Here is a 20,708-nt window from a genome sequence, read left to right as displayed (position 1 = left end):
ATCCGGCGAGTTTTAGGAGTTTTCGTGCCAACCCCACGTGATCGCACGGCCGATCGAGTGGAAGTAAAGGTTGAAGCCGAGCACCGTGGGGGTGGCGTCCGGATCAATGTCGAGCTTCTCGGTATCGACGGCGTGAACCGCGAAGAGATAGCGGTGCGGGCCGTGGCCCTCCGGCGGCTGCGGTCCGAAGTAGCCGCGGGAGCCGGAATCGCCGCGCAGCGAGACGACATCCCCCATAGATTCCAGGGTGCCATCATTGGCGGCGCCGGTGGCGAGTTCACTGACATCGGCGGGAATATTAAACACAGCCCAGTGCCAGAAACCAGAGGCCGTAGGAGCGTCTGGGTCGAAGCAGGTGATAGCGAGAGACTTCGTGCCCTCGGGAAGATCAGACCAGGCCAGCTGCGGGGAGACATCCTGGCCGCCGAGCTGCTCCTCCTTGAAGGTGCCGCCGTCCTCGAAGTCGCTCGAGGAGAGCGGGAAGCTCGGGAGGTCCTTCAACGGGGCATAGGGGTCGGGTCCGGGGAATCGTGAATCGTTGTAGTTGCTCATACTCCCCGTTTTTACCGAAAAACTCTCCACCGTGCCGTGAAGCGGAACTTTCACCGCTGAGATTCGCTCCGTTCATAGGTGTGGAAATGTCCCTCTGTGCAGGGGATTTGATTATATTGCCGCGTTCGGGCTACAGTATGCGAGTGCCCAGCCGAGAGGCTGCAAACAAAACCCAAGCCCGGGTGGCGGAATGGCAGACGCGCTAGCTTGAGGTGCTAGTGTCCTATTAACGGACGTGGGGGTTCAAGTCCCCCCTCGGGCACTTTGTGAAATCCTGTGTTCATCATGTGATGAACACGGGATTTTTTCATGTCTCGGTGCGCAGCTGAGCACGGTAACCACGGCGGCGAGTAGCCCTAAACACCGGCCTCTACCCCACTGCCGCGCCCACAAAGAAGCAAGCGGAGAGCCCGGTTCACGCTATGTGCCGGGACGTCTCCCCTCTCCTCCAGCTCGTGGGCTAGGGCTGTAGGGCGTGGCCCAGATACACCTTCGCCTCATAGGGGCGCAGAGCACTACCCGCATCGTCTGCGTAGTTAGAGGAGATCAGCCGCCACCCATCGCCGTCGATACCACGGCGCTGCAACGCCGCGGTAGATGCATCTGCGTAATCACACTCCACCGTGGTGGCGCTGAAGTTGGCCACCACCACCAGCCGTTCATCCGCGGTGGCGCGGGCGTAGCTAAAGATGGTCTCGCTCCCTGGCTCGAGCAACTGGAAGCTACCTCGGCGAATTACTGGATGCTCGCGACGCAGGGAAATAAGGCGCCGGTAGTGGTGGTAGACGCTGTGCGGATCTGCCACGGCGGCACGGGCGTTGATATCGGGATAATTCGGGTTCAGCGGCAGCCACGGAGTACCCATGGTGAAGCCAGCGTGCTCACTCTCATCCCACTGCATAGGAGTGCGGGCGTTATCTCGGCTCTTCGCCGCGATATAGCGCATCATATGCTCATGCGAGATGATTCCGCTGCGCACATACGTCTCATAGGCGTCGTGGGTTTCGAGATCGTCATAGTCATCGATTTCAGGGAAGCTGACATTAGTCATCCCTATCTCTTCACCCTGGTAGATATACGGGGTGCCGCACATCATGTGCAGCACAGTGCCCAGCATGGAGGCAGAAACCACGCGGTACTCGGGGCTGTCATTGCCGAAGCGGGATACGGCCCGGGGTTGGTCGTGGTTATTCCAATACAGCGAGTTCCAGGCGCGATCTTCTAGTCCCTTTTGCCAGTGCTCCAGCGTGGCAGTCAGTGCGCTCAGGCTGGTTCGACGATCCGACCATTTACCCCATCCTTGCTCGGAAAAGTCGAGGGATACATGCTCGAACGTGAAGATCATGTCGAGTTCCCCGCGCTCGAATCCGGCATAGAGAATACCGTCCTCCACCGTGGTGATTGGGGTCTCCCCTACGGTGAGCGTGTCATAGTCGTCGAGCACCTCTCGGCGCATCTCCTGGAGAAACTCGTGAACGCGTGGCCCATTGGCGCTCATAGCGAGCGAGGATTCGCGGCTACCGCGTGCGACGGCGGGATCATTGACCGCTAGGGGTGCGTCGATAAGCTCCTGCGGCTTGGAAATCAGGTTGATCACATCCATACGGAAACCGCCGACGCCCTTATCAAGCCAGAAACGCATCAGATCGTAGACTTCGCGGCGAACCTCAGGGTTCTCCCAATTCACATCCGGCTGTTTGGGGGAGAACATGTGCAGATAGAACTGGCCCGTGGTCGCATCGAACTCCCATGCCGAGGGACTAAATGCGGAGATCCAATTATTAGGCGGCAGCGGCGTGCCGTCTTCGCTATATCCGGATGGATCGCGCCAGATGTAGTAGTCGCGATAGGGATTGTCCCTCGAGGAACGGGAGCGGCGAAACCACTCGTGTTCATCCGAGGTGTGATTGACCACCAGATCCAGCAGAATCCTCATTCCGCGCTGGCGTGCCTGCGCAATAAGTTCCTCCACATCGGCCATGGTGCCGAATTCCTTCATCACCGCGCGATAATCGGAGATGTCATAGCCGTTATCGTCATTGGGCGAGGCGAAAATAGGAGAAAGCCACAGCACGTCGACGCCGAGCTGCTGCAGATAATCCAGTTTTTCGCATATGCCGCGGATATCGCCGATGCCATCGCCATCGGAATCTTTAAAGCTGCGCGGATAAATCTGATAGACCACCGCGTTGTCGAGCACGCTGCGGCGTGGGCTGGTCATTCGGTACTCCTTAGAGTTGTGGGTCGTCATCGGGTGTGGTGTCCAGCGAGACCACAATGCCGGAGTGGTCGGACACCGCTTCGGAGCTGTTGTCGGTAAAAACCACGGTGTGGCTGCGGGCGCGCACCCCGCTGCTGGTGAACACATAATCAATGCGCAAATCTTGGGTGTTGTCGTCCCAGCCGTGAATTGTTGTGTGCACAGTCGCCTCGCCCTGCACCTCAGCCGCCTGGTGGAAGCTATCGGACCACTGGCCCGAGCGCATCACGTAGTCGTAGCCGCCGTCGGTGTCTCCGGCAGGAACGTTAAAGTCGCCGCAGAGCACCACTGGGGCTAGGCGGCGCAGCTGGTCGAGTTGCGGACTCATATGGCGCCATTCGCGGGCGAAGAAGGTATCGTTATCGCCACGCCACCACGAGAAGTGGGAGGATACCCACCACAGACCAGCGCTATGTACCGCGAGCGAGGCGCGGCGGCGCACGTCGTCATACTCGAAGTCACCACCATGGCTGAGCTGGCGCGCCTCCGCGATGCCGTGGCGGGACACGATCGCAGTACCCTCATCGAAGACGCCGAAGCCGCGGTGCACCGGAATCCACGTCCAGCTCCACGCGGTATGGGAGTCGAGCTGCCGCAGAGCCTTCACGAGCAGTAGTGCGTAGTTGTCCCCGTGCACGGCAATGGAATCCAAGGCATCCCGAGCAGGTATCCACCCTTCGAGATCCGCGGCTGGGGGCATACAGCGGGACTGATTGACTTCCTGCAGCGCGATAATGTCTATGCTCTCGTCGACAAGCATGCGTGCGAGGGAATACAGCTTGGGAATTTGCATCTCTTCCATCCAGCTGTGGGTGTTGAGGGTGAGAACCTTCATAGGCCTTCCTAGCTCACGGGGCGCAACAATAGCGGTCTCCCCCAGTGTATGAAGACGCGGCCGCGGCACAGAAGGCCGCGATGCTCCAAAATCTGGAGTGTTCTCCAGCCGGCGCAAAAGTGCTTCTCAGCACTGAAGCGAAGAACTATGAATAGAGACAAAGCCAATACACACGCAGCTCATGACACCTGCACCCTAGCTGCGCCCCTGAAGTGGAAAGGGACGAGAAACCATGATGGAGAAAGTCCAGAGGTTCGGCTCGGCCATGCTGGCCCCGGTCCTCATCTTCGCTTTCGCTGGCCTCGCGGTGGGCCTGTCAATCATCGCGCTGAACGAAGACCTCGTGGGCGGAATTGCCGCCGAGGGAAGTTGGTGGTGGTCTTTCTGGACCGTGTGGCAATCCGGCGCTTGGACAGTCTTCAATCAGATGGAGCTGCTTTTCGTGCTGGGCCTGCCTATCGCCCTCGCCAAAACAGCCAATGCTCGCGCTGTGCTGGAAGCCGCGATGGTGTATCTGACCTTCCAGTACTTCCTCAGCTCTATCTTGGAGCACTTCGGCGATAAGCTCGGTGTGGACTTCAGCGCTGAGGTCGGCGGCACCTCCGGTTTGAAGGAGATCGCCGGCATCAAGACCCTCGACACCGGTATTTTCGGGGCGATCATTGTCTCCGCGATCGTGGTGTGGTTGCACAACCGCTACTTCAACACGAAGCTGCCGGACTTCCTCGGCATCTTCCAGGGCACCCAATACGTCTATGCCCTCGGGTTTTTCCTCATGATTCCGGTGGCACTACTCACCGCGTTTATCTGGCCGAGTATCCAGAACGGTATCGCCAGCATGCAGGGATTCTTTATCTCCTCCGGCGTCTTTGGCGTGTGGCTGTACACGTTCATGGAGCGCATCCTCATCCCCACGGGACTCCACCACTTCATCTACACCCCCTTCGTCTTTGGCCCCGCAGTGGTGCCCGATGGCATTACCAAGTACTGGGTGGCGCATCTGAATGAGTATGCCGCCTCCACCGAATCCTTGAAGGATCTCTTCCCCTCGGGCGGTTTCTCGCTGCACGGCAACTCCAAGGTATTCGCCCCGATCGGTATCGCGGCCGCGTTTTATACGACAGCTCGCCCCGAACGGCGCAAGGAAACCCTCACCCTGCTGGTACCGGTGTGCTTGACCGCCATTCTCATTGGCATCACCGAGCCGCTGGAGTTTACCTTCCTCTTCGCTGCCCCGATTCTTTTCGTCGTCCACGCCCTCTTGGCCGCGACGATGGCCGCGGTCATGTACTCCTTCGGCGTGGTGGGCAACATGGGCGGTGGCTTGATCGACTTCGTGTTCCAGAATTGGGTGCCGCTGTGGGCTAACCACCACGCCACCTATATCGCTCAGATCCTCATCGGTCTCACTTTCACTGCCATCTACTTCCTGCTCTTCCGCTTCCTCATCCTCAAGCTCGACCTAAAGACTCCTGGGCGCGAGGCCGATGGAGCCGACGTGAAGCTCTACTCCAAGAAGGAATACCGCGAGATGCAGGCCGCGAAGAAAGCGGAGAAGAAAGGCAGCACGGACACCGGCGATACCACGGCGGCCGATGATCCCTATAGCCAACGCGCCCGGGATTTCCTGGCCCTGCTCGGCGGCCCAGCGAACATTACGGATGTGAATAACTGCGCCACCCGGTTGCGGGTATCAGTGGATGATGCCGCGCTGGTCTCCGATAATGACGCCGATTTCAAGGATGCGGGGGCGATGGGCATCGTCCGTAAGGGCCGCGCCTTCCAGGTGATCGTCGGCATGGACGTCCCCCAAGTCCGCGACGCCTTCGAAGCGATGGTCACAAGCGACTCTCCTGCGTAGTGCCTCGCGCTGCACCTCGTTCCGTGCCTGCACGCAGCGTCCACGAGGTGCAGCAGATGCGCTAACTCTAGGGATAGACTATGAGCCATGAATCTGGCGGATCATGTAAAAAAGATTGAGCTCCGGCTCAGTGCCACTGAACGTGATGTCTTGGCCTTCATTTTGGCCGAGCAGGAATTCGTGGCCGATGCCACGCTGAGCGCTGTGGCACACCGGGCGTTCACCTCAACCTCGAGCGTGATCCGTTTGACCCAAAAGCTCGGCTTCACTGGGTTCGGCGAACTCAAGTTCTTTATCAAAAACTCCCTCGCGCACATCCCCACCCCCTCGGAGGACCTCGTTGGGGTGCTGCGCTCGGATGTGGAGGCCACTCTCACGACCATGGAGGGCACCGATCTCTCCGAGATCCTGCGCTGGATCGCCGGTGCGCGCACGCTGTACTGCTTCGCCACCGGCTATGCGCAGCGGCTTGCCACCGAGGAATTCGCCAAGTCATTGATTTCGAGCCGGCGCTTTACCGTGGTGTTGCCGACCATCAACGAGTTCAGTGCCTCCACCGCGGTCATGGGGCCAGAAGACATGGTGGTGATCGTCTCTCTCTCGGGGGCGACCGATGGCCTCGAGGAGATTCTGCACGAGATGGAGCTGCGCGGGATCAGGGTACTACTGATCGCGGCACGCAGCGATGGCTATATCGCCCAGCATGCCGATCGCACCCTCACCTACACCTCAACACCGACAATGACCAGCATCAACGCCGGGCTGCACCATTCCTTTGTGGGATTGAACGTGCTGCTGGACTATGTGGCCCGCAGCCTTATTGTCTACAACGAACAGCAACTAGAAAGCAGGCGCTCGTGAGCACATTCTTCGCGATGTTCAAGGACTATCGTCGTACCACTACGATTCTCTTTTGGTATTGGCTGCTCAGCGCCGTGGCCTATCTCCTCTACCAAACCGCGGTGAGTACCCAGACGGGGATGAGCTTCGAGGAGGTCATCACCGATCCCAGCGTGGCGTTGGCGTTCGTGGCCAGCTGCTCGGTGATTATTATGGCTGCACTCCTCCGTGTGGCCGAGGCCGAAAATCTGCGCACGCTGCGCATCTACGCCATATTCAGCGTTATCCACCAATTGCTTACCGGCAATGTCATTGGGCTTATCCTCGCCGCGCTGATCGTGTACTACCTGCCCCGAGCGAAGGGCGAGAGCTTCGCCCCCACCCAGAAGCTGATCCTTAGTGGCGGCATGGTGCTCATCGGGCTTGTGCTTGTGCTGTGGCTGGTCGCGCAGCTCAACCGGATGCTGGGTGGCTAGGCACCAGCGCAGACACAGCTGCACCGCCATCCCCGTGGGCGTGGGGCTGGCGGTGCAGTTGCGTGCTCTCACCAAAGCCAGCACGAGAGCAGGCCTGAGAGTCGGCCTGAGCGGGTATCGGCTCTAGTTGGCGTTGTCACTCTGCCCCGGCGTCGGTGCCGGCTGCGCAACGTTATCGAAGGCGGCGAGGATGCGCTCGGCGGCGAGCGTCGGGGTGATCTGCCCCTGTTTGAGCTGCGATTCCACTAATTGCTTTGTCTCTTGCACCGAAGCATTGGTGTTGAGCCGCTGCAGAATGGTTTCGTGCACCATCTGCCACATCCAGCCCACCTGCTGTTCGCGGCGCAGCCGCTCGAAGGCGCCGGTCTCCAATTGGCACTGGTGGTGCTTTTCCACGATCTCCCAGAATTCGGAGATCCCGGTGTCCTCCACAGCGGACATGGTGATTGTTGGTGGGTGCCAATCATCGTCCTCGGAACGCACCATGCGCATCGCCGCGGCCAGTTCTCGGGCGGCGCGCTTGGCGTTCTTTTTATTCGAGCCATCGGCCTTATTGATGGCCACCAGATCAGCCATCTCCAGCACGCCCTTCTTAATGCCTTGGAGCTGATCGCCCGCCCCAGAGAGGGCGAGGAAAGTGAAGCAGTCCACCATATTGGACACGGCCACCTCGCTTTGGCCCACGCCGACGGTTTCGACGATGATGATGTCGAAGCCCGCGGCCTCGAAGACCACCATGGATTCGCGCGTGGCCTTCGCCACGCCTCCCAGGGTGCCCGCCGAGGGCGAGGGGCGGATAAAAGCATCATCCTGCGCCGAGAGCTTCGCCATGCGGGTCTTATCGCCCAAGATCGAACCGCGGGTCTTGGTGGATGAGGGATCCACCGCCACCACCGCCACCTTGTGGCCCTCATTGACCAGCTTCATACCGAGACTTTCGATCGTGGTGGACTTACCCACTCCGGGCACACCGGTGATGCCCACGCGTAAGGCATTGCCGCTAAAGGGCAGCAGCTTCACCAGCAGTTCCTGCGCTAATACTCGATGCGCTGCCGCGCTGGACTCCAGCAGCGTAATCGCGCGAGCAATCGCGGTGCGCTCACCATTGCGGACGCCGTCGAAAAGCTCATCAACATTAATGCGGCGGCGTGCCCTTTTCACCTTCTCCGGGGCCACGGCGGTGGCAGTGCCAAGATCGGTTCCGGCCGTGGTAGTCAGCGATCCGAGGTTTTCCTCAAGGTATTCGCGTGTGCCCTCCATGATTAGGTGCTCCCAGCCTTTCTCTGCAGTAAATAGTCCTTCGTTCCCCATTGTGCCTGAGTGCCCCAGCGCGTGAGTCCAGATGGGGTTAATAAGAATCACCCTCACCGCTCCCGGGCCCGTGTGTACCTCCCCCAGGGCAGGCCGCAGCGTGGCAGGTCGTGATTCCCTAGCTCTGCCCTCGACGCACAACCGCCCCTTGCACAGGCCACGATGTGGCGGGTGTGTAAGGGGCGGTGCGTGAGCGGCTAAGCCGGCAGCGAACGTAGCGGCGATGGCGCGCTACTCCGCTGCGGCCTCCTCCTTCGGATCAGGAAGATCGAAGCCGAGATCGGCGGCAAGCTTCTGCATCATGTCGATGGCAGAGTCCGCGATCACGGTGCCCGGCGGGTAGATCGCGGCGGCGCCGTCGTCGTAGAGCTCCTGGAAATCTCCGGGAGGAATCACGCCGCCGACGACGATCATGATGTCCTCGCGGCCCAGCTTCTTCAGCTCCTCCTTCAGCGCGGGCACCAGGGTGAGGTGACCGGCGGCAAGGGAGGACACGCCCACCACATGCACGTCAGCGTCCACGGCGGCGCGGGCGGCCTCGGCCGGGGTCTGGAACAGCGGTCCCACATCCACGTCCATGCCCAGATCGGCGTAGGCGGAAGCCACCACCTTCTGGCCGCGGTCATGGCCGTCCTGGCCCATCTTGGCGATGAAGATACGCGGGCGGCGACCTTCCTCTGCCTCGAAGGCATCGGCCATCGTGATGGCGCGTTGCACGTTAGACACCTGGCCTTCCTTTCCGACCTCGTCCTTGTACACGCCCGACAGCGTGCGAATCTCGGCCTCGTGACGGCCAAAGACCTTCTCCAGAGCCATCGAGATCTCGCCCACGGTGGCCTTGGCGCGAGCCGCATCCACCGAGAGCTTGAGCAGGTTGAGGGAGAGATCCCCGGCTTCCTTCTCGTCCTCGTGGGCGGCGGCATAGGTCAGGGCGTCGAGGGCCTTGGTTACTGCCTCTTCATCGCGGTCAGCGCGCAGGCGCTCCAACTTGTCCAGCTGTTCCTGACGCACGCGCGAGTTCTCAACCTTGAGCACCTCGATCTGCTCATCCTCGGCCACCACGTACTTATTCACACCGATGAGGGCCTGGCGGCCGGAGTCGATGCGGGCCTGGGTACGTGCAGCCGATTCCTCGATGCGCAGCTTCGGGATGCCCTCGGCGGTGGCCTGAGCCATACCGCCCGCGTCCTCCACCTCTTGGATGTGCTTGCGGGCGCGGTTGGCCAGCTCATTGGTGAGCCACTCGATGTAGTAGGAGCCAGCCCACGGATCCACCGGACGCACGGTGCCGGACTCCTGCTGCAACAGCAGCTGGGTGTTACGGGCAATACGAGCGGAGAAGTCGGTGGGCAGCGCCAGCGCCTCGTCGAGGGCGTTGGTGTGTAGCGACTGGGTGTGGCCTTGGGTCGCGGCCATTGCCTCGATGCAGGTACGGGGCACGTTGTTGTACACGTCCTGGGCGGTCAGGGACCAGCCGGAGGTCTGCGAGTGCGTACGCAGCGACTGCGACTTCGGGTTCTTCGGATCGAAGGTGGCCACGAGCTCGCTCCAGAGGAGGCGGCCGGCGCGCAGCTTCGCGATCTCCATGAAGGTGTTCATGGAAATGCCCCAGAAGAAGGACAGACGCGGGGCAAACTTATCCACGTCCAAGCCCACGGCCTTACCGGCGCGGATGTACTCCACACCATCGGCGAGGGTGTAGGCCAGCTCCAAGTCGGCGGTCGCACCGGCTTCCTGGATGTGATAGCCCGAGATGGAAATCGAGTTCCAGCGCGGCATCTTCATCGAGGTGTACTCGAAGATGTTGGAGATGATGCGCATGGAGGGCTGCGGCGGATAGATGTAGGTGTTACGGACCATGAACTCCTTCAGAATATCGTTCTGAATAGTTCCGGCCAGCTGCTCCGGCTTCACGCCCTGCTCCTCAGCAGCGACGATGTAGAGAGCCAGAATCGGCAGCACGGCGCCGTTCATGGTCATCGACACCGACACGCTCGAGAGGTCAATGCCCTCGAAAAGCTGGCGCATGTCCAAGATGGAGTCGATGGCCACACCGGCCATACCGACGTCACCGAGCACGCGCTCATTGTCAGAGTCGTAGCCGCGGTGGGTGGCGAGGTCGAAGGCCACAGACAGGCCCTTCTGACCGGCGGCAAGGTTGCGGCGGTAGAAGGCATTGGACTCGGCCGCGGTGGAGAAGCCGGCGTACTGGCGAATCGTCCACGGCTGGTTGGTGTACATCGTCGGGTACGGCCCGCGCATGAATGGGGGCATACCGGGGAAGGAATCCAGCGGGTGCGAGGGGGTGTCATTGACAGCCTCATCGCGGTTGTCGCGGGTGAACACGCGGGCGACATCAATGCGCTCTGGGGTGGCCCAGACCTGCTCCTCGCCCTTGATCTCGTCTACGTTGCTAGCCGCAGTGGCTGCCTCGGGGGTACGAGCGACATCAGCGAAATTCGGGATGGTGGTCATTGTCTCCTCACGCTCCCAGCTTCTCGAGCAACTCGGACAAGGTGCCGGCTGCGTCGATGGTCATATTTACGTAGCCGTCTGGCTTCTCCTCGGCATCGGCGAAGGACTTCTCCGCGCCGGCCAGGAGGATTTCCTTCACCCCGGCCTCGCGCAGGGCTGTGACGGCCGCTTCGCCGGAGGCGGCGTATTCCTGGTCGGTGCCACAGATCACCACGATCGGCGATGCCTGTGCAGCGGCGGTGAACTCCTCGGTGCCGGGCTCTACCTGGCCCGGGTTAAGGGCCTGGATACCGCCGGTGGCGAGCAGGTTGGTAGTGAAGCCGGTGCGCACATTGTGCTTAGCCAGCGGGCCCAAAGGAATCAGGCCGATCTGCGGGCGCTCACCCTTCTCGGCGAGGAACTCGTCGGAACGGTCACGCAGTCGCTCGAACTCGGCAGCCCAGCGGCGAATACCCGGGGTGGCATCGCGCTTCTCTGGGGGCAAGGGGGTTTCCGCGAGGTTCGGGAACTCGTTGATGCCGGTGACCTTCTTGCGGCGGTGAGCCACATCCACGCGGGTGAGCTCGGCCTGCTTATCCAGTGCAGCCTGCACGGTCTCGGTGCTGGAGCTAAAGCCGCCCTCGCCCTCGATGGAGGTGAAGATCTCCCATGCGTTGTCGGCGATCTGGGCGGTCAGCGACTCCACGTAGAAGGAGCCGCCGGCGGGGTCGATCACGTGACCCAGGTGCGACTCCTCCAGCAGCAACAGGTTGGTGTTGCGGGCGATGCGGTGAGTGAAGTTACGGGAGGCGTTGGGCATACCGCCGGGGACAGCCGCGTCGAAAGGCAGCACCTCGATGTCCTGGGCGCCACCGACACCGCCGGCGAAGGCGGCCACGGTCACGCGCAGCATGTTCACCCACGGATCACGCTGCGAGAACATTACCGGCGCGGTGGTCGCGTGCACCACAGCCGACCCGGCCTCGGGCACACCGATGACCTCGGCAACGCGGGCCCACAGGCTGCGCAGGGCACGCAGCTTGGCGATCTGCGCGAATTGCTCATCGGTGACGGCAACCCGGAAAGCGATCTGGCCGAGTGCTTCCTCGGCCGAGAGCCCGGCGTCGACAAGCGCGCGCAGGTACTCGACGCCAGCGGCAATACCGTAGCCGATCTCCTGGATATCGCTGGCGCCTTGGTTGGACAGCGGCACGGTATCCACGAGGATGGCGCGTACCGTACCGGGGCGCTTGGCGGCGGCCACGGCCAGTTCCACGGCCTCGTCGAGGCTGATGGTCTCGGAGCCGTCATAGACGGCGGTGAGCGGGGCAGCGCCGAGATCGATGTTCACGCCCTCGGCTACCTCCTTGCCGGCCTCGTCGATCATCTGGTAGAGCGCATCTGCCGCGGCAGAGACCGTGGCGCCGGCGTTGAGGCGGATCGGGGCGAGATCCAGCAGCACTCCGTCGAGAGTTTTCTCCAGATCGGTGCCATCGATGATGAGGTGAGTGGTGCCCACACGCAGGGCATGCAGGATGTCCTTGTTGGCGGTCTCGCCTTCGAAGGACTCGGCCACTCCCCAGCCCTCACGAGCGTGAGCAGTCTTGTCACCGCGCAGGTACGGGAAGTGTCCGGGAGCAGCTGCCTCCGCGAGCTCATCGGCCCGGTTGTAGAGCGGCTTGATGTCTACATCGTTATAGGTGGCCTTCACCAACTTTTTCCACACATCGAGTGGAACGTCGGCGACATCTTTCTTCTGTACCCGTGCGAACACTTTGGCTACTGCCTTGTGCCACGCGTTCTCCATCTCCGAGTAGTTCTCGGGAAGATCAGCGTTGGGGGTACCGGACTGTGTATCAGTCACAGTGAACCTTCTCCCTTATGGAGCCGTCCCCTGCCTCGCGTGCAGGCGCCACGCATACAGCGCATGCCCCACCATCTGGTGCGGCCGCGCGACGCCCGAGCCATGGCAGAGACCGACTCTCTAGCTTGATTTGTCGCAGAAATATTCTCTTCGAATCGTGACCTCTTCCAGCGCAAGAAATGGTCCCGCAGGGCGGTGCGTCGAGCACCCATTCCCTGTCGCAGTGCGGGCTCCGTTTCTTCCAAGGCGGTATCTCCGTGCGAGGCGATGTGCTCACACTGAGCCGTCGTATCCGGAAACGGTCACATTCACCTCATCAGTGTAGTGCCAAGCCCCCGCTTCATGTGAAGATTGACGCCGCCGTCGCCAGCCCTGCCAGCGCATAGCTGCGGAAGTGCACGGATTCATACTCACCAATGTGGGTAATAAAGCAACACCACCCTGTTGGTTTGTCCACAGAGTGTGCCCGCAGTCCGTGGCCATATGGGCGGATACGGGCACGGGCGCTATGCTCAGAGCCCATGCACAGACTCTCCGCCGCTGCGCACCGCGTAGCTCGCTCGCTGCGTGGAATCGCCCGCGGTTTCCGCGCGCTGTCGCGGCTGCGCCAGGTGGCCATCGTGGGGTGCATCCTGGCGGTGATCGCGGTACCGTTACTGGTGGATATTCCCAGTATGGAGCAGTGGCGCGCTTGGAGCGAGGCGCTGGGCCCGAGGTTCGTGCTGGCGTTTGCCGCCATCTATATCGTGGCCACCCAGTTCCCTATTCCGCGCACTGTTTTCACCCTCTCCAGCGGCGTGCTTTTCGGACCACTCATCGGCATTGTGCTTGCGCTGAGCTGCACGACTGTCTCGGCATGGATCTCTCTGAGTGTGGTGCGGGCATTCCTCAGCGACTGGATCCGCCCCCATCTCACCCACCCAGCGGTGGAGACCATCAATACTCATCTGCGCCGCCGCGGCTGGCTGGCCGTCACCAGCCTGCGCATGATCGCTGGGGTGCCCTTTTCCATTCTCAACTACGTGGCCGCGATCTCAGAGGTGCCGCGTCGCTGGTTCACCCTCGCCACCCTCATCGGCTCGGCGCCAGGCACCATCGCCACCGTGGTGCTGGGATCGGCATTGAGCCACGGCGGCGATGCACGCCTTGTTCTCATCACCATCGCCCTGCTCATCATGGGCGCCATGGGGATGCTTATCGACGCTCTCCTGCCGCTTCGCCCGGCCTCCCCACACACGCCCCAGCCTTCGGTATAGTCTACGTTTAGGACTTGACTTAAGGGACGCCCTCTCGGCCAGTATCTAGGCCCGGTGGCGTCCCCTCCCCATGAGTGCCAGGTGAAAAAGGGGTCTAGATGTTTGCTGTACACGCCCGTTATCGGGGCCGTTCCACCCACCGCGCCGAGCTGGTGGCACGCTCCGCCGAGGCGCTGTCCACCCTCGATGGTGTCGGGACTTTCGACGTCTTAGGGGTGGAGGATATCTGTGCGGCCATCGACTCCGCCCGCGCCACCACTGATACCGCGATGGCGCTGCTGAGCGCCGGCGAATGGGCGGTCTCCATCGGGGTGACTCCCCTGTCCAATGACACCGGGCGGGTGCAGGCCATCGCTACGGCTGCGATGCCGCAGCGGGTGCGCGCGGGCACGGTCAAGGCACAGATCTCCGCCCCTGGCGTGGATACGGCGGATATCACCGAAGACATTATTGCCGTGTTCGCCCTGCTCAATCATGTGTTCTCCAAGCGCACCCACGAGGGCCGCGAGGCCACCGCCTTGGTGCGCCAGGGATTGAATCAAAATGAAGCTGCCGAGGAACTGGGCATCTCGAAACAGGCAATGTCGCAGCGGTTGCAGGCGGCGGGCTGGCTGGCGGAATCCGCCGGCTGGCAACTGGCGGTACACCTTCTACAGCGGGCGGACTCGCTCGCCTAGCCCGGATACGCCACCCCGCACATGCGAGCGGCCCCGTCCCCAGCAGAAGAAGCGTGGGGCGGGGCCGCGAGTACAGTCCTTAGTCCGCGGGCTGCTGCGGTGTGCGTGACGCCGGAGTATCCGGTAGCGGGCTGGGTGCTGTGTCGAGCGCAGAGTGCTGCGGTGTAGCCGTGCCGTCTGGTACTGAGGACTCGATCGAGCGTGCCGGATCGGACTCGTCCACCGGCTTATTGGCCACGGCATTTGCGGCGGCCACCGCTGCGGCGATCTCGGGGGCGGATTCGGTATTGAACCAATCCTCGTCCTCATCCACCTCGGCGACGCGCTTGGTTTCCTCATCCACGCCGGTGGGCTCGTAGCGGAACACACCCTCCTCGTCCTTTTTGGCGAAGGACTTGGCGAAGCGCTCTAGGGAGTCACCGAATTGGGATGGGATCATCCACGTGGTGTTGCCCTCGCCCTCGGCGATCTTCGGCAGCTTCTCCAAGTACTGATAGGCCAGCACCTCCGGGGTGAGCTTGGAGGCCTTGACCGCCGCATTGACCTTCTGAATGGCGCGGGCCTCGCCTTGGGCGCGCAGATAGATAGCGGCGCGTTCACCTTCAGCCTTGAGCATCATGGCTTGGCGCTCGGCTTCGGCGGCGAGAATCGAGGCGTGCTTTTCACCCTCCGCCCCGAGGATACGAGCCTGCTTCTCGCCCTCGGCGGTCTTGATGTCCGCCTCGCGCTGGCCCTCGGCCGTGAGGATCATGGCGCGCTTTTCCCGCTCGGCCTTCATCTGCTTCTCCATGGAGGCCTGAATGGAGGATGGCGGATCAATGGCCTTCAGCTCCACACGGGAGATGCGCAGACCCCACTTCGTGGTGGCATTGTCGAGCTCGCCGCGGAGACGACGGTTAATCACCTCGCGGCTGGTGAGGGTTTCCTCCAAGGTCATGCCACCGACCACGTCACGCAGAGTGGCTACAGAGATCTGTTCCACGCCCACGATGTAGTTGTCCACACCATAGATGGCGCGATCGGGTTCGTTAATTTGGAAGGTCACCACCGTGTCGATAGCGACGGTGAGGTTGTCTTGGGTGATCACGGCCTGCGGCGGGAAGGACACCACCCGCTCACGGGTGTCGACCTTGGCGCGCACCTTATCCACGAAGGGGATGAGGAAGCCAATGCCTGGGGCGATGGTCTGGGTGTATTTACCCAAGCGCTCCACCACGGCGGCGGAGCCCTGGGGAACGATCACAATAGAGCGTGCGATAGCGACCGCGACAAACACGATCACCAGCGCAAATAATGCGAGAGGAAGAAATTCCATGGCTATGGTTATGAGCTCTCTTTCCACACGACGGCGGTGGCGCCGTCAATTCTGAGGACATGAACGGTATCGTCCGGTTGATAGGACTCGGCAGGATCAACTGCACGAGCCGACCACAGATCGCCATCGAGGCGAATCAAACCGCGGTGCTCATCCACCGGCTCCACCACCACGGCGGAGCGGCCAGCAAGCGCTGCGAGGGAGCTACCTCGATCCGAGGTAGACGAGAGCATCTTCTTTCGAAGAACCGGTTTGACGAAGAAGATCATGCTCACTGATACCACTGCGAACACGATGAGCTGCACCCACAAGGAATCGCTGAGCAGCGCGGAACCAGCCCCAGCGAGGGCCCCTGTTCCGAGCATGAGAAAGGTGAGCTCGCCGACGAACATTTCTGCACCGACGAGCGCTATGCCTGCAATGAACCAAATTAGTGCACTCACACTGTCCAGAATACGTGAAAAGTACTAAGTGAGGTCTCCCTTAGTTAGCTCGGGAACGGTGACGAAATCCACGAGCCGTTCCACCGCCCCGATGAGCGTGGAATCGAGATCACGGAAGCTGTGCACGGCGCTATACACCCGGTTCCATCCTTCGCGCGGGTCGGACCAGCCCACCCGGCGGCAGATCCCTTCCTTCCAGTCTTCGCCATAGGGCACCTCCGGCCATGCTGTGAGTCCGAGGCGCTCGGGCTTGACCGCCGCCCATATATCCACATAGGGGTGGCCGGTGACGAACACATCGGGGCCGAGGCGCTCGGTTAAGCGGGTCTCCTTGGAACCGCGCACGAGGTGATCGGCCAGCACCCCGATACGCCGGCCGGGGCCAGGCTGGAACTCGGCCAGTCGCTGCTCGAGATTATCCAAGCCCTCCAGATATTCCACCACCACGCCTTCGACGCGAAGATCGTGGCCCCACACCTTTTCCACGATCGCGGCATCATGGATACCTTCCACCCAAATGCGCGAGGGGGCGGCGACCTTCGCCTGCACATTGGCCACCTTGCGGGAGCCGGAATTGGAGCGCTGCGGGGCACTTGGTGCCACATAGCGCTGCAGCGTGACCCGCTTGCCCTCCACGAGGAAAGCGCCCGGTCGCAGCACGAATACTCGGCGGGTACCGCGGCGGTCTTCTAGCCGCACCACATCGCCCTCGACAGCCTTTTCATAGCCCACGATGGCACCGACGAATCCGGTGGCCAGCACCTCCACAACCTCGCCTGGGGGCAGCGCCAGCTGCGGGTAGCGGGGCGCGGAGCGGGAGGCGTGACCGGAAAAAATATCAGTGGAGTAGCGCGACATATCAGCCCTCTGCAGTAGCGGGTCGGGCAGTCGGCCGGGTGGGCCGTGCCGAAGGACAGCATTCCGGAGAGCAGGGTGATCCATTGACCCCACAGCCATAGCTGGGCTCATGACCCAGGCGCTGCGGGCTCACTAGCCCGCGGGCCTCGAGGATCAGCTCCATGATCATCTGTACGAAGCGGGGGTTGTGTCCCACCGAGGCAGCGCGATAGACGGAGACATCGCGCTTGTTGGCCGCAGCCACCAGCTCGGTATCGAGATCCCAAATCACCTCGATGTGGTCGGAGACAAAGCCAATGGGGAACACGATGAGCTCGCGCACTCCCTCATCGGCCAAGGCCTCCATATGGTCCACAATGTCGGGTTCCAACCACGGGATATGTGGAGCACCGGAGCGCGACTGCCACACCACATCCCAGTCGGTGATCCCGATCTTTTCCGCAACCAGACGCGCCGCCTCGGCGATCTGGTGAGAGTACAGCGCCCCGTCCTCGGGGCGGCCGGAGGCAGCATCGGCCGCAGTGGGGATGGAGTGGGCCGTAAATACCATGCGCGCCTGCGGGTGCTCAGCGATAAGCGGTGCCACCTCGTCCACGGCGGCCTGAATAAACGTGGGGTGATCGAAGAACTGCCGCAACTTGGTGAATTCGATCTCCGGCAGCCCCTTCTCGGCGAGGTGGCGGCGCATCCGCGCAATATCCTCGTGGTATTGCTTGCAGCCGGAGTATCCCGCCCAGGCACTGGTGGCAAAGACATAGGCAGAGCGCACCCCGGCGGCGGCCATGCGCTCGACCGTCTCCTCGGCGAAGGGATGCCAGTTGCGGTTGCCGAAATACACCGGCAGATCCCAGCCATGGGCGGCGAGGCGCCGCTGCAGGTCGGAAATGATCTCACGGTTCTGCTCGTTGAGCGGGCTCACACCATCAAAATGGGCATAGTGCTCACCCACCTCCACGAGCCGCTCATCGGGGATACCGCGACCGCGGGTGACATTGCGCAAAAAGGGCAATACATCATCGGGGCCTTCCGGGCCGCCGAAGGAAAGAACGAGCAGTGCATCTGCCTCCGGGACCGAGTCCACGGGAGTTGAATCAGCAGAACGAGGCGATGTCATAGAAAGACACACTACCAACTTCATCCTCGGCTCCTTCACGCGGCGGCGCCCGAATGTGTCACCCACGGCTGATAGACGACAACGACGCCGCTCTCCGTGGCTCTTTTCCCGCGGGGAGAAAAGTCAGGAGGGCGGCGTCGATAAGCGCCAGAGTGCTGTTACTAGATCAGGCGAACCACATAGGGGCTCATGCCGGCCCAGCGGACCGGGGACTTCTGCACATAGGAGCCGGACTGCGGCGCCTCGATCATCATCCCATTGCCCAAGTAGATGGTCACGTGGTGCTGCGCGTGGGTGCCGTAGAAGATGAGGTCACCGCGCTGCATCTGCGAGGGGCTCACCTTGGTGCCACGCTGATACTGATAGCCGGAATAGTGCGGCAGGGAGATGCCCACGCCGGCAAAGGCGTAGAGCGTCAACCCGGAGCAGTCGAAGCCGATCTTGTTGTAGTCGCCATACGAATCAGCCACGCCGCCATCGCGGATACCCTTCGTCGGGCCGTAGGCATTGCCGCCACCCCACGCGTAGGGCACGCCCAGCTGGCTTTCGGCCCGCGCGATCACGGTCTCGATCTTTTGCTGGCGAGTACCAGAGACCACCTCGGTGGCCTGCTCGCTCACATCCTCATCGGTGGTGGTGTTCGACGTTGCCTCGGTGGTGTTCTCCCCCGACACGGCTGCCACCGTAGTTGCCTCGGCGTCCTCGTCGGTGGGATAAGGATTGTCCAAGGCGGTGTGGTCCGGCTCATTGGCGGCGACCACGGCCTCGGCGGCTTCTTGGGAGGCGCGCTGGGCTTCCTCGCGGGCGGCCTGAGCCTTCTCCTCATCCTCGGCAGCCTTCTCGGCCTCGCGCTGGGCGGCTTCCGCCTCTGCACGCTTCGCCTCGGCCTCCTTGCGGACCTTCTCGCGCTCTTCGGCACGAGCCTTCTCGGCTTCCTCCGCAGCCTTGGCGGCGGCTTCGGCCTCCTTGCGGGCCTGTTCTTCCCGCTCCTGCTTGGCGCGACGCTCCTCGGCGGCCTTGCGCTCTTCCTCCGCCTTGCGCTTGCGCTCTTCTTCCGCGCGCTGGTACTCCTCGTACTCACTGCGCTGGGAGTTCAGCTCATCGGCGTGGCCGCGAGCGGCGTCGAGCTGCGCTTGGGCCTCGGCCTGCTCGCGCACCAGCTCGGAGCGACGGGCTTCCGCCTCTTCCAGCTGGCGAGAGCTCTCGTCAATCTGGTTACGGGCGTCTTGTTCCGCGTCCTCGGCTGCGCTGAGCTGCTCATCGGCCTTCTGGCGGGCCTGGCGCAGCAAGGACTCGGCATTGGCTTTAGAGGTGCGCAGCGAATCCAGGTTCTGGATGGCGTCCTTTTGCTCCTCCGCCCGCTGCCGCAGATAGGTCAAGCGGTCCAACGCATCGTCGGACGTGGAGGATCCGACGAGATCATTGAGGGAGGAGGGAGATACCGAGCGGCGATAGGCCGAACGGGCGATCTCATTCAGCAGTTTCTGGGCCTCGGCGATATCCGCCTGGCTCGCATCCAGCTCCTCGCGGGCTGTCTGGGCTTGCTGGCGCGATAGCTCGGCCACCGCGCGGGCATCCTGCAGATCCACAAGGGCCTTATTCACGGCTTCGCGAAGAGCACCCATCTCGTTTTCGATCGCAGCGATGGACTCGGCGGCATCTGCCACGGTGTTCGCCAACTGGGCGACACTCTGCGAGGAGGAATCCACGGCACTCAGGGCGTCCTGGATGGCCTCATCGGATGGATTACTCGGCGCGGCGTGGACGGACGTCGAAGCCAGCACGCACACAAGCGAGGAGGAAACAAGCGTCATCAGTGCACGGCGTGCGCGCCGCCGAGGGAAACGACCTCGGTGCTCGGTAGACGTGGCCACAAATTCTCCTTAGGCGCTATCGAAAACTAGATCAGAGCTACTCCTATCCCGCGCCCTGTGCCGCCTCAGCTAAGACAACACATGGTCAAGATAGGGGTGCAGCAACCGCAGCCTCACCCGCGGGAATCGGGCGTGCGGCGCGCGCACCATGTATCGGCCAGTGAGTACCGCAGGGCTATTGCCATCACACCCGCCGTGTCTTCGACTCGAATTCTGCTCTGGATCTATCCTGCGACCACGGGTAAAAGCAAGCTTCCCCACGTGCTCTTCGATGTGGCCATGCGCCATCGCAGTGCGCCGGGAGTCTCAAACTCTGAGCGAGACTCACGCTCCTGTGATGAATGCGGGTAGGAACCAGCAGTCAATGAACTCGATATGAAGATATCCCGCCGCCGGCATGGCGCCAGAGGCGAGGGCGTTGTTCTTGATCACCACGCCGCTGGATGCGGCGCAGTAGAACAACTGTGGCGTCTGAAGGTGATAGAGGCTGAGAAACCTCGGTCTCTCGAACCCAGCACTACTCACAAGCTGACAATGGAAACATTAGGACACAATCGGTACCAATAACCAGACAATCCACTTGAGTCACACGAGTAAAGCCCTGCCCCATGACTCTGCGGGCGGCTCACCTGCGAACTTAGCTTTATCAAAAAGATATGTGAGTTTGCTCACTTGCGCAGAGATATCGGCGTGTCACGCTGCGAAAAGGGGCGAAAGT

The 20,708-nt window shown here is 62.0% G+C and carries 16 protein-coding genes and 1 tRNA gene; 6 read left to right on the top strand and 11 right to left on the bottom strand.

Annotated elements, in window-relative coordinates; translation table 11 throughout:
* Window positions 1-12 precede the first annotated feature (12 nt).
* Complete coding sequence (locus GBB18_RS02395) at window positions 13-552, bottom strand: YbhB/YbcL family Raf kinase inhibitor-like protein (RefSeq protein ID WP_151548586.1); 540 nt, start codon at window positions 550-552, stop codon at window positions 13-15.
* Window positions 553-728: 176 nt separating this feature from the next.
* On the opposite strand from GBB18_RS02395, the gene GBB18_RS02390 reads away from it, so the two are divergent.
* Window positions 729-814: transfer RNA gene (locus tag GBB18_RS02390), tRNA-Leu, on the top strand.
* 198 nt (window positions 815-1,012) lie between these two features.
* Here GBB18_RS02390 and GBB18_RS02385 read toward each other — a convergent pair.
* Together GBB18_RS02385 and GBB18_RS02380 are read right to left on the bottom strand one after the other, a co-directional pair.
* Window positions 1,013-2,773: an alpha-glucosidase gene (locus tag GBB18_RS02385; protein ID WP_151640627.1), complete on the bottom strand. Its 1,761-nt coding sequence runs from the start codon at window positions 2,771-2,773 to the stop codon at window positions 1,013-1,015.
* 10 nt (window positions 2,774-2,783) lie between these two features.
* A complete protein-coding gene (locus GBB18_RS02380) occupies window positions 2,784-3,647 on the bottom strand; it encodes an endonuclease/exonuclease/phosphatase family protein (protein ID WP_151640626.1) in 864 nt (287 codons plus the stop codon).
* A 232-nt stretch (window positions 3,648-3,879) separates the two neighbouring features.
* On the opposite strand from GBB18_RS02380, the gene GBB18_RS02375 reads away from it, so the two are divergent.
* The 3 genes from GBB18_RS02375 to GBB18_RS02365 all read left to right on the top strand — a co-directional run bounded on the left by GBB18_RS02375 (window position 3,880) and on the right by GBB18_RS02365 (window position 6,824).
* Complete coding sequence (locus GBB18_RS02375) at window positions 3,880-5,508, top strand: alpha-glucoside-specific PTS transporter subunit IIBC (protein ID WP_151640625.1); 1,629 nt, start codon at window positions 3,880-3,882, stop codon at window positions 5,506-5,508.
* An 87-nt stretch (window positions 5,509-5,595) separates the two neighbouring features.
* Window positions 5,596-6,369 carry a MurR/RpiR family transcriptional regulator gene (locus GBB18_RS02370; protein ID WP_151548590.1) on the top strand — a complete coding sequence of 258 codons (774 nt, stop codon included), beginning with the start codon at window positions 5,596-5,598 and terminating at the stop codon, window positions 6,367-6,369.
* Complete coding sequence (locus tag GBB18_RS02365; protein WP_151548591.1) at window positions 6,366-6,824, top strand: hypothetical protein; 459 nt, start codon at window positions 6,366-6,368, stop codon at window positions 6,822-6,824. Before GBB18_RS02370 ends, GBB18_RS02365 begins: the two co-directional genes overlap by 4 nt.
* A 123-nt stretch (window positions 6,825-6,947) precedes the next feature.
* Here the strand turns inward: GBB18_RS02365 and meaB are convergent, their stop codons facing one another.
* The 3 genes from meaB to GBB18_RS02350 all read right to left on the bottom strand — a co-directional run bounded on the left by meaB (window position 6,948) and on the right by GBB18_RS02350 (window position 12,453).
* Complete coding sequence (meaB, locus tag GBB18_RS02360) at window positions 6,948-8,084, bottom strand: methylmalonyl Co-A mutase-associated GTPase MeaB (protein WP_151548592.1); 1,137 nt, start codon at window positions 8,082-8,084, stop codon at window positions 6,948-6,950.
* 282 nt (window positions 8,085-8,366) lie between these two features.
* Entirely contained in the window at window positions 8,367-10,610 is a 2,244-nt protein-coding gene (gene scpA / locus GBB18_RS02355) for a methylmalonyl-CoA mutase (protein WP_151548593.1), read from the bottom strand.
* A gap of 7 nt (window positions 10,611-10,617) precedes the next feature.
* Window positions 10,618-12,453 (bottom strand): methylmalonyl-CoA mutase family protein, encoded by a 1,836-nt coding sequence (locus GBB18_RS02350; RefSeq protein ID WP_370513254.1) that lies wholly within the window; start codon window positions 12,451-12,453, stop codon window positions 10,618-10,620.
* A 521-nt stretch (window positions 12,454-12,974) separates the two neighbouring features.
* Here GBB18_RS02350 and GBB18_RS02345 point away from each other — a divergent pair.
* Window positions 12,975-13,709 (top strand): TVP38/TMEM64 family protein, encoded by a 735-nt coding sequence (locus tag GBB18_RS02345; RefSeq protein WP_151640624.1) that lies wholly within the window; start codon window positions 12,975-12,977, stop codon window positions 13,707-13,709.
* Window positions 13,710-13,807: 98 nt separating this feature from the next.
* On the top strand, window positions 13,808-14,386 hold the full coding sequence (locus GBB18_RS02340; RefSeq protein ID WP_151640623.1) for a MarR family transcriptional regulator: 579 nt from the start codon (window positions 13,808-13,810) through the stop codon (window positions 14,384-14,386).
* A 79-nt stretch (window positions 14,387-14,465) separates the two neighbouring features.
* Here GBB18_RS02340 and GBB18_RS02335 read toward each other — a convergent pair whose 3' ends face one another.
* From GBB18_RS02335 to GBB18_RS02315, 5 genes are all read right to left on the bottom strand, one after another.
* A complete protein-coding gene (locus GBB18_RS02335; protein WP_151640622.1) occupies window positions 14,466-15,701 on the bottom strand; it encodes an SPFH domain-containing protein in 1,236 nt (411 codons plus the stop codon).
* A gap of 8 nt (window positions 15,702-15,709) precedes the next feature.
* Window positions 15,710-16,144, bottom strand: coding sequence for an NfeD family protein (locus tag GBB18_RS02330; protein WP_151528754.1), 435 nt, complete (start codon window positions 16,142-16,144; stop codon window positions 15,710-15,712).
* A 24-nt stretch (window positions 16,145-16,168) separates the two neighbouring features.
* Window positions 16,169-17,002, bottom strand: coding sequence for a DUF3097 domain-containing protein (locus GBB18_RS02325; protein WP_151640621.1), 834 nt, complete (start codon window positions 17,000-17,002; stop codon window positions 16,169-16,171).
* A gap of 1 nt (window position 17,003) precedes the next feature.
* Window positions 17,004-18,116: a ferrochelatase gene (locus GBB18_RS02320; protein ID WP_151640620.1), complete on the bottom strand. Its 1,113-nt coding sequence runs from the start codon at window positions 18,114-18,116 to the stop codon at window positions 17,004-17,006.
* A gap of 161 nt (window positions 18,117-18,277) precedes the next feature.
* Complete coding sequence (locus tag GBB18_RS02315) at window positions 18,278-19,990, bottom strand: DIP1281 family NlpC/P60 protein (RefSeq protein ID WP_225990214.1); 1,713 nt, start codon at window positions 19,988-19,990, stop codon at window positions 18,278-18,280.
* Window positions 19,991-20,708: the final 718 nt, after the last annotated feature.

The sequence above is a fragment of the Corynebacterium sp. 11A genome, from assembly GCF_008930935.1.
In the GTDB taxonomy this organism is placed as follows: domain Bacteria; phylum Actinomycetota; class Actinomycetes; order Mycobacteriales; family Mycobacteriaceae; genus Corynebacterium; species Corynebacterium megadyptis.
The sequence above is the reverse complement of the archived record's forward strand: the minus strand, read 5'-3'. Positions and strand labels throughout refer to the sequence as shown.

What these genes read in the sequence shown, in the direction of transcription:
- GBB18_RS02340 (WP_151640623.1), top strand. Translation starts at nt 13,808, where the DNA reads ATGTTTGCTGTACACGCCCGTTATCGGGGCCGTTCCACCCACCGCGCC.
- GBB18_RS02370 (WP_151548590.1), top strand. Translation starts at nt 5,596, where the DNA reads ATGAATCTGGCGGATCATGTAAAAAAGATTGAGCTCCGGCTCAGTGCC.
- scpA (WP_151548593.1), bottom strand. Translation starts at nt 10,610, where the DNA reads ATGACCACCATCCCGAATTTCGCTGATGTCGCTCGTACCCCCGAGGCA.
- GBB18_RS02335 (WP_151640622.1), bottom strand. Translation starts at nt 15,701, where the DNA reads ATGGAATTTCTTCCTCTCGCATTATTTGCGCTGGTGATCGTGTTTGTC.
- GBB18_RS02325 (WP_151640621.1), bottom strand. Translation starts at nt 17,002, where the DNA reads ATGTCGCGCTACTCCACTGATATTTTTTCCGGTCACGCCTCCCGCTCC.
- GBB18_RS02345 (WP_151640624.1), top strand. Translation starts at nt 12,975, where the DNA reads ATGCACAGACTCTCCGCCGCTGCGCACCGCGTAGCTCGCTCGCTGCGT.
- GBB18_RS02320 (WP_151640620.1), bottom strand. Translation starts at nt 18,116, where the DNA reads ATGACATCGCCTCGTTCTGCTGATTCAACTCCCGTGGACTCGGTCCCG.
- meaB (WP_151548592.1), bottom strand. Translation starts at nt 8,084, where the DNA reads ATGGAGGGCACACGCGAATACCTTGAGGAAAACCTCGGATCGCTGACT.
- GBB18_RS02395 (WP_151548586.1), bottom strand. Translation starts at nt 552, where the DNA reads ATGAGCAACTACAACGATTCACGATTCCCCGGACCCGACCCCTATGCC.
- GBB18_RS02375 (WP_151640625.1), top strand. Translation starts at nt 3,880, where the DNA reads ATGATGGAGAAAGTCCAGAGGTTCGGCTCGGCCATGCTGGCCCCGGTC.
- GBB18_RS02385 (WP_151640627.1), bottom strand. Translation starts at nt 2,773, where the DNA reads ATGACCAGCCCACGCCGCAGCGTGCTCGACAACGCGGTGGTCTATCAG.
- GBB18_RS02380 (WP_151640626.1), bottom strand. Translation starts at nt 3,647, where the DNA reads ATGAAGGTTCTCACCCTCAACACCCACAGCTGGATGGAAGAGATGCAA.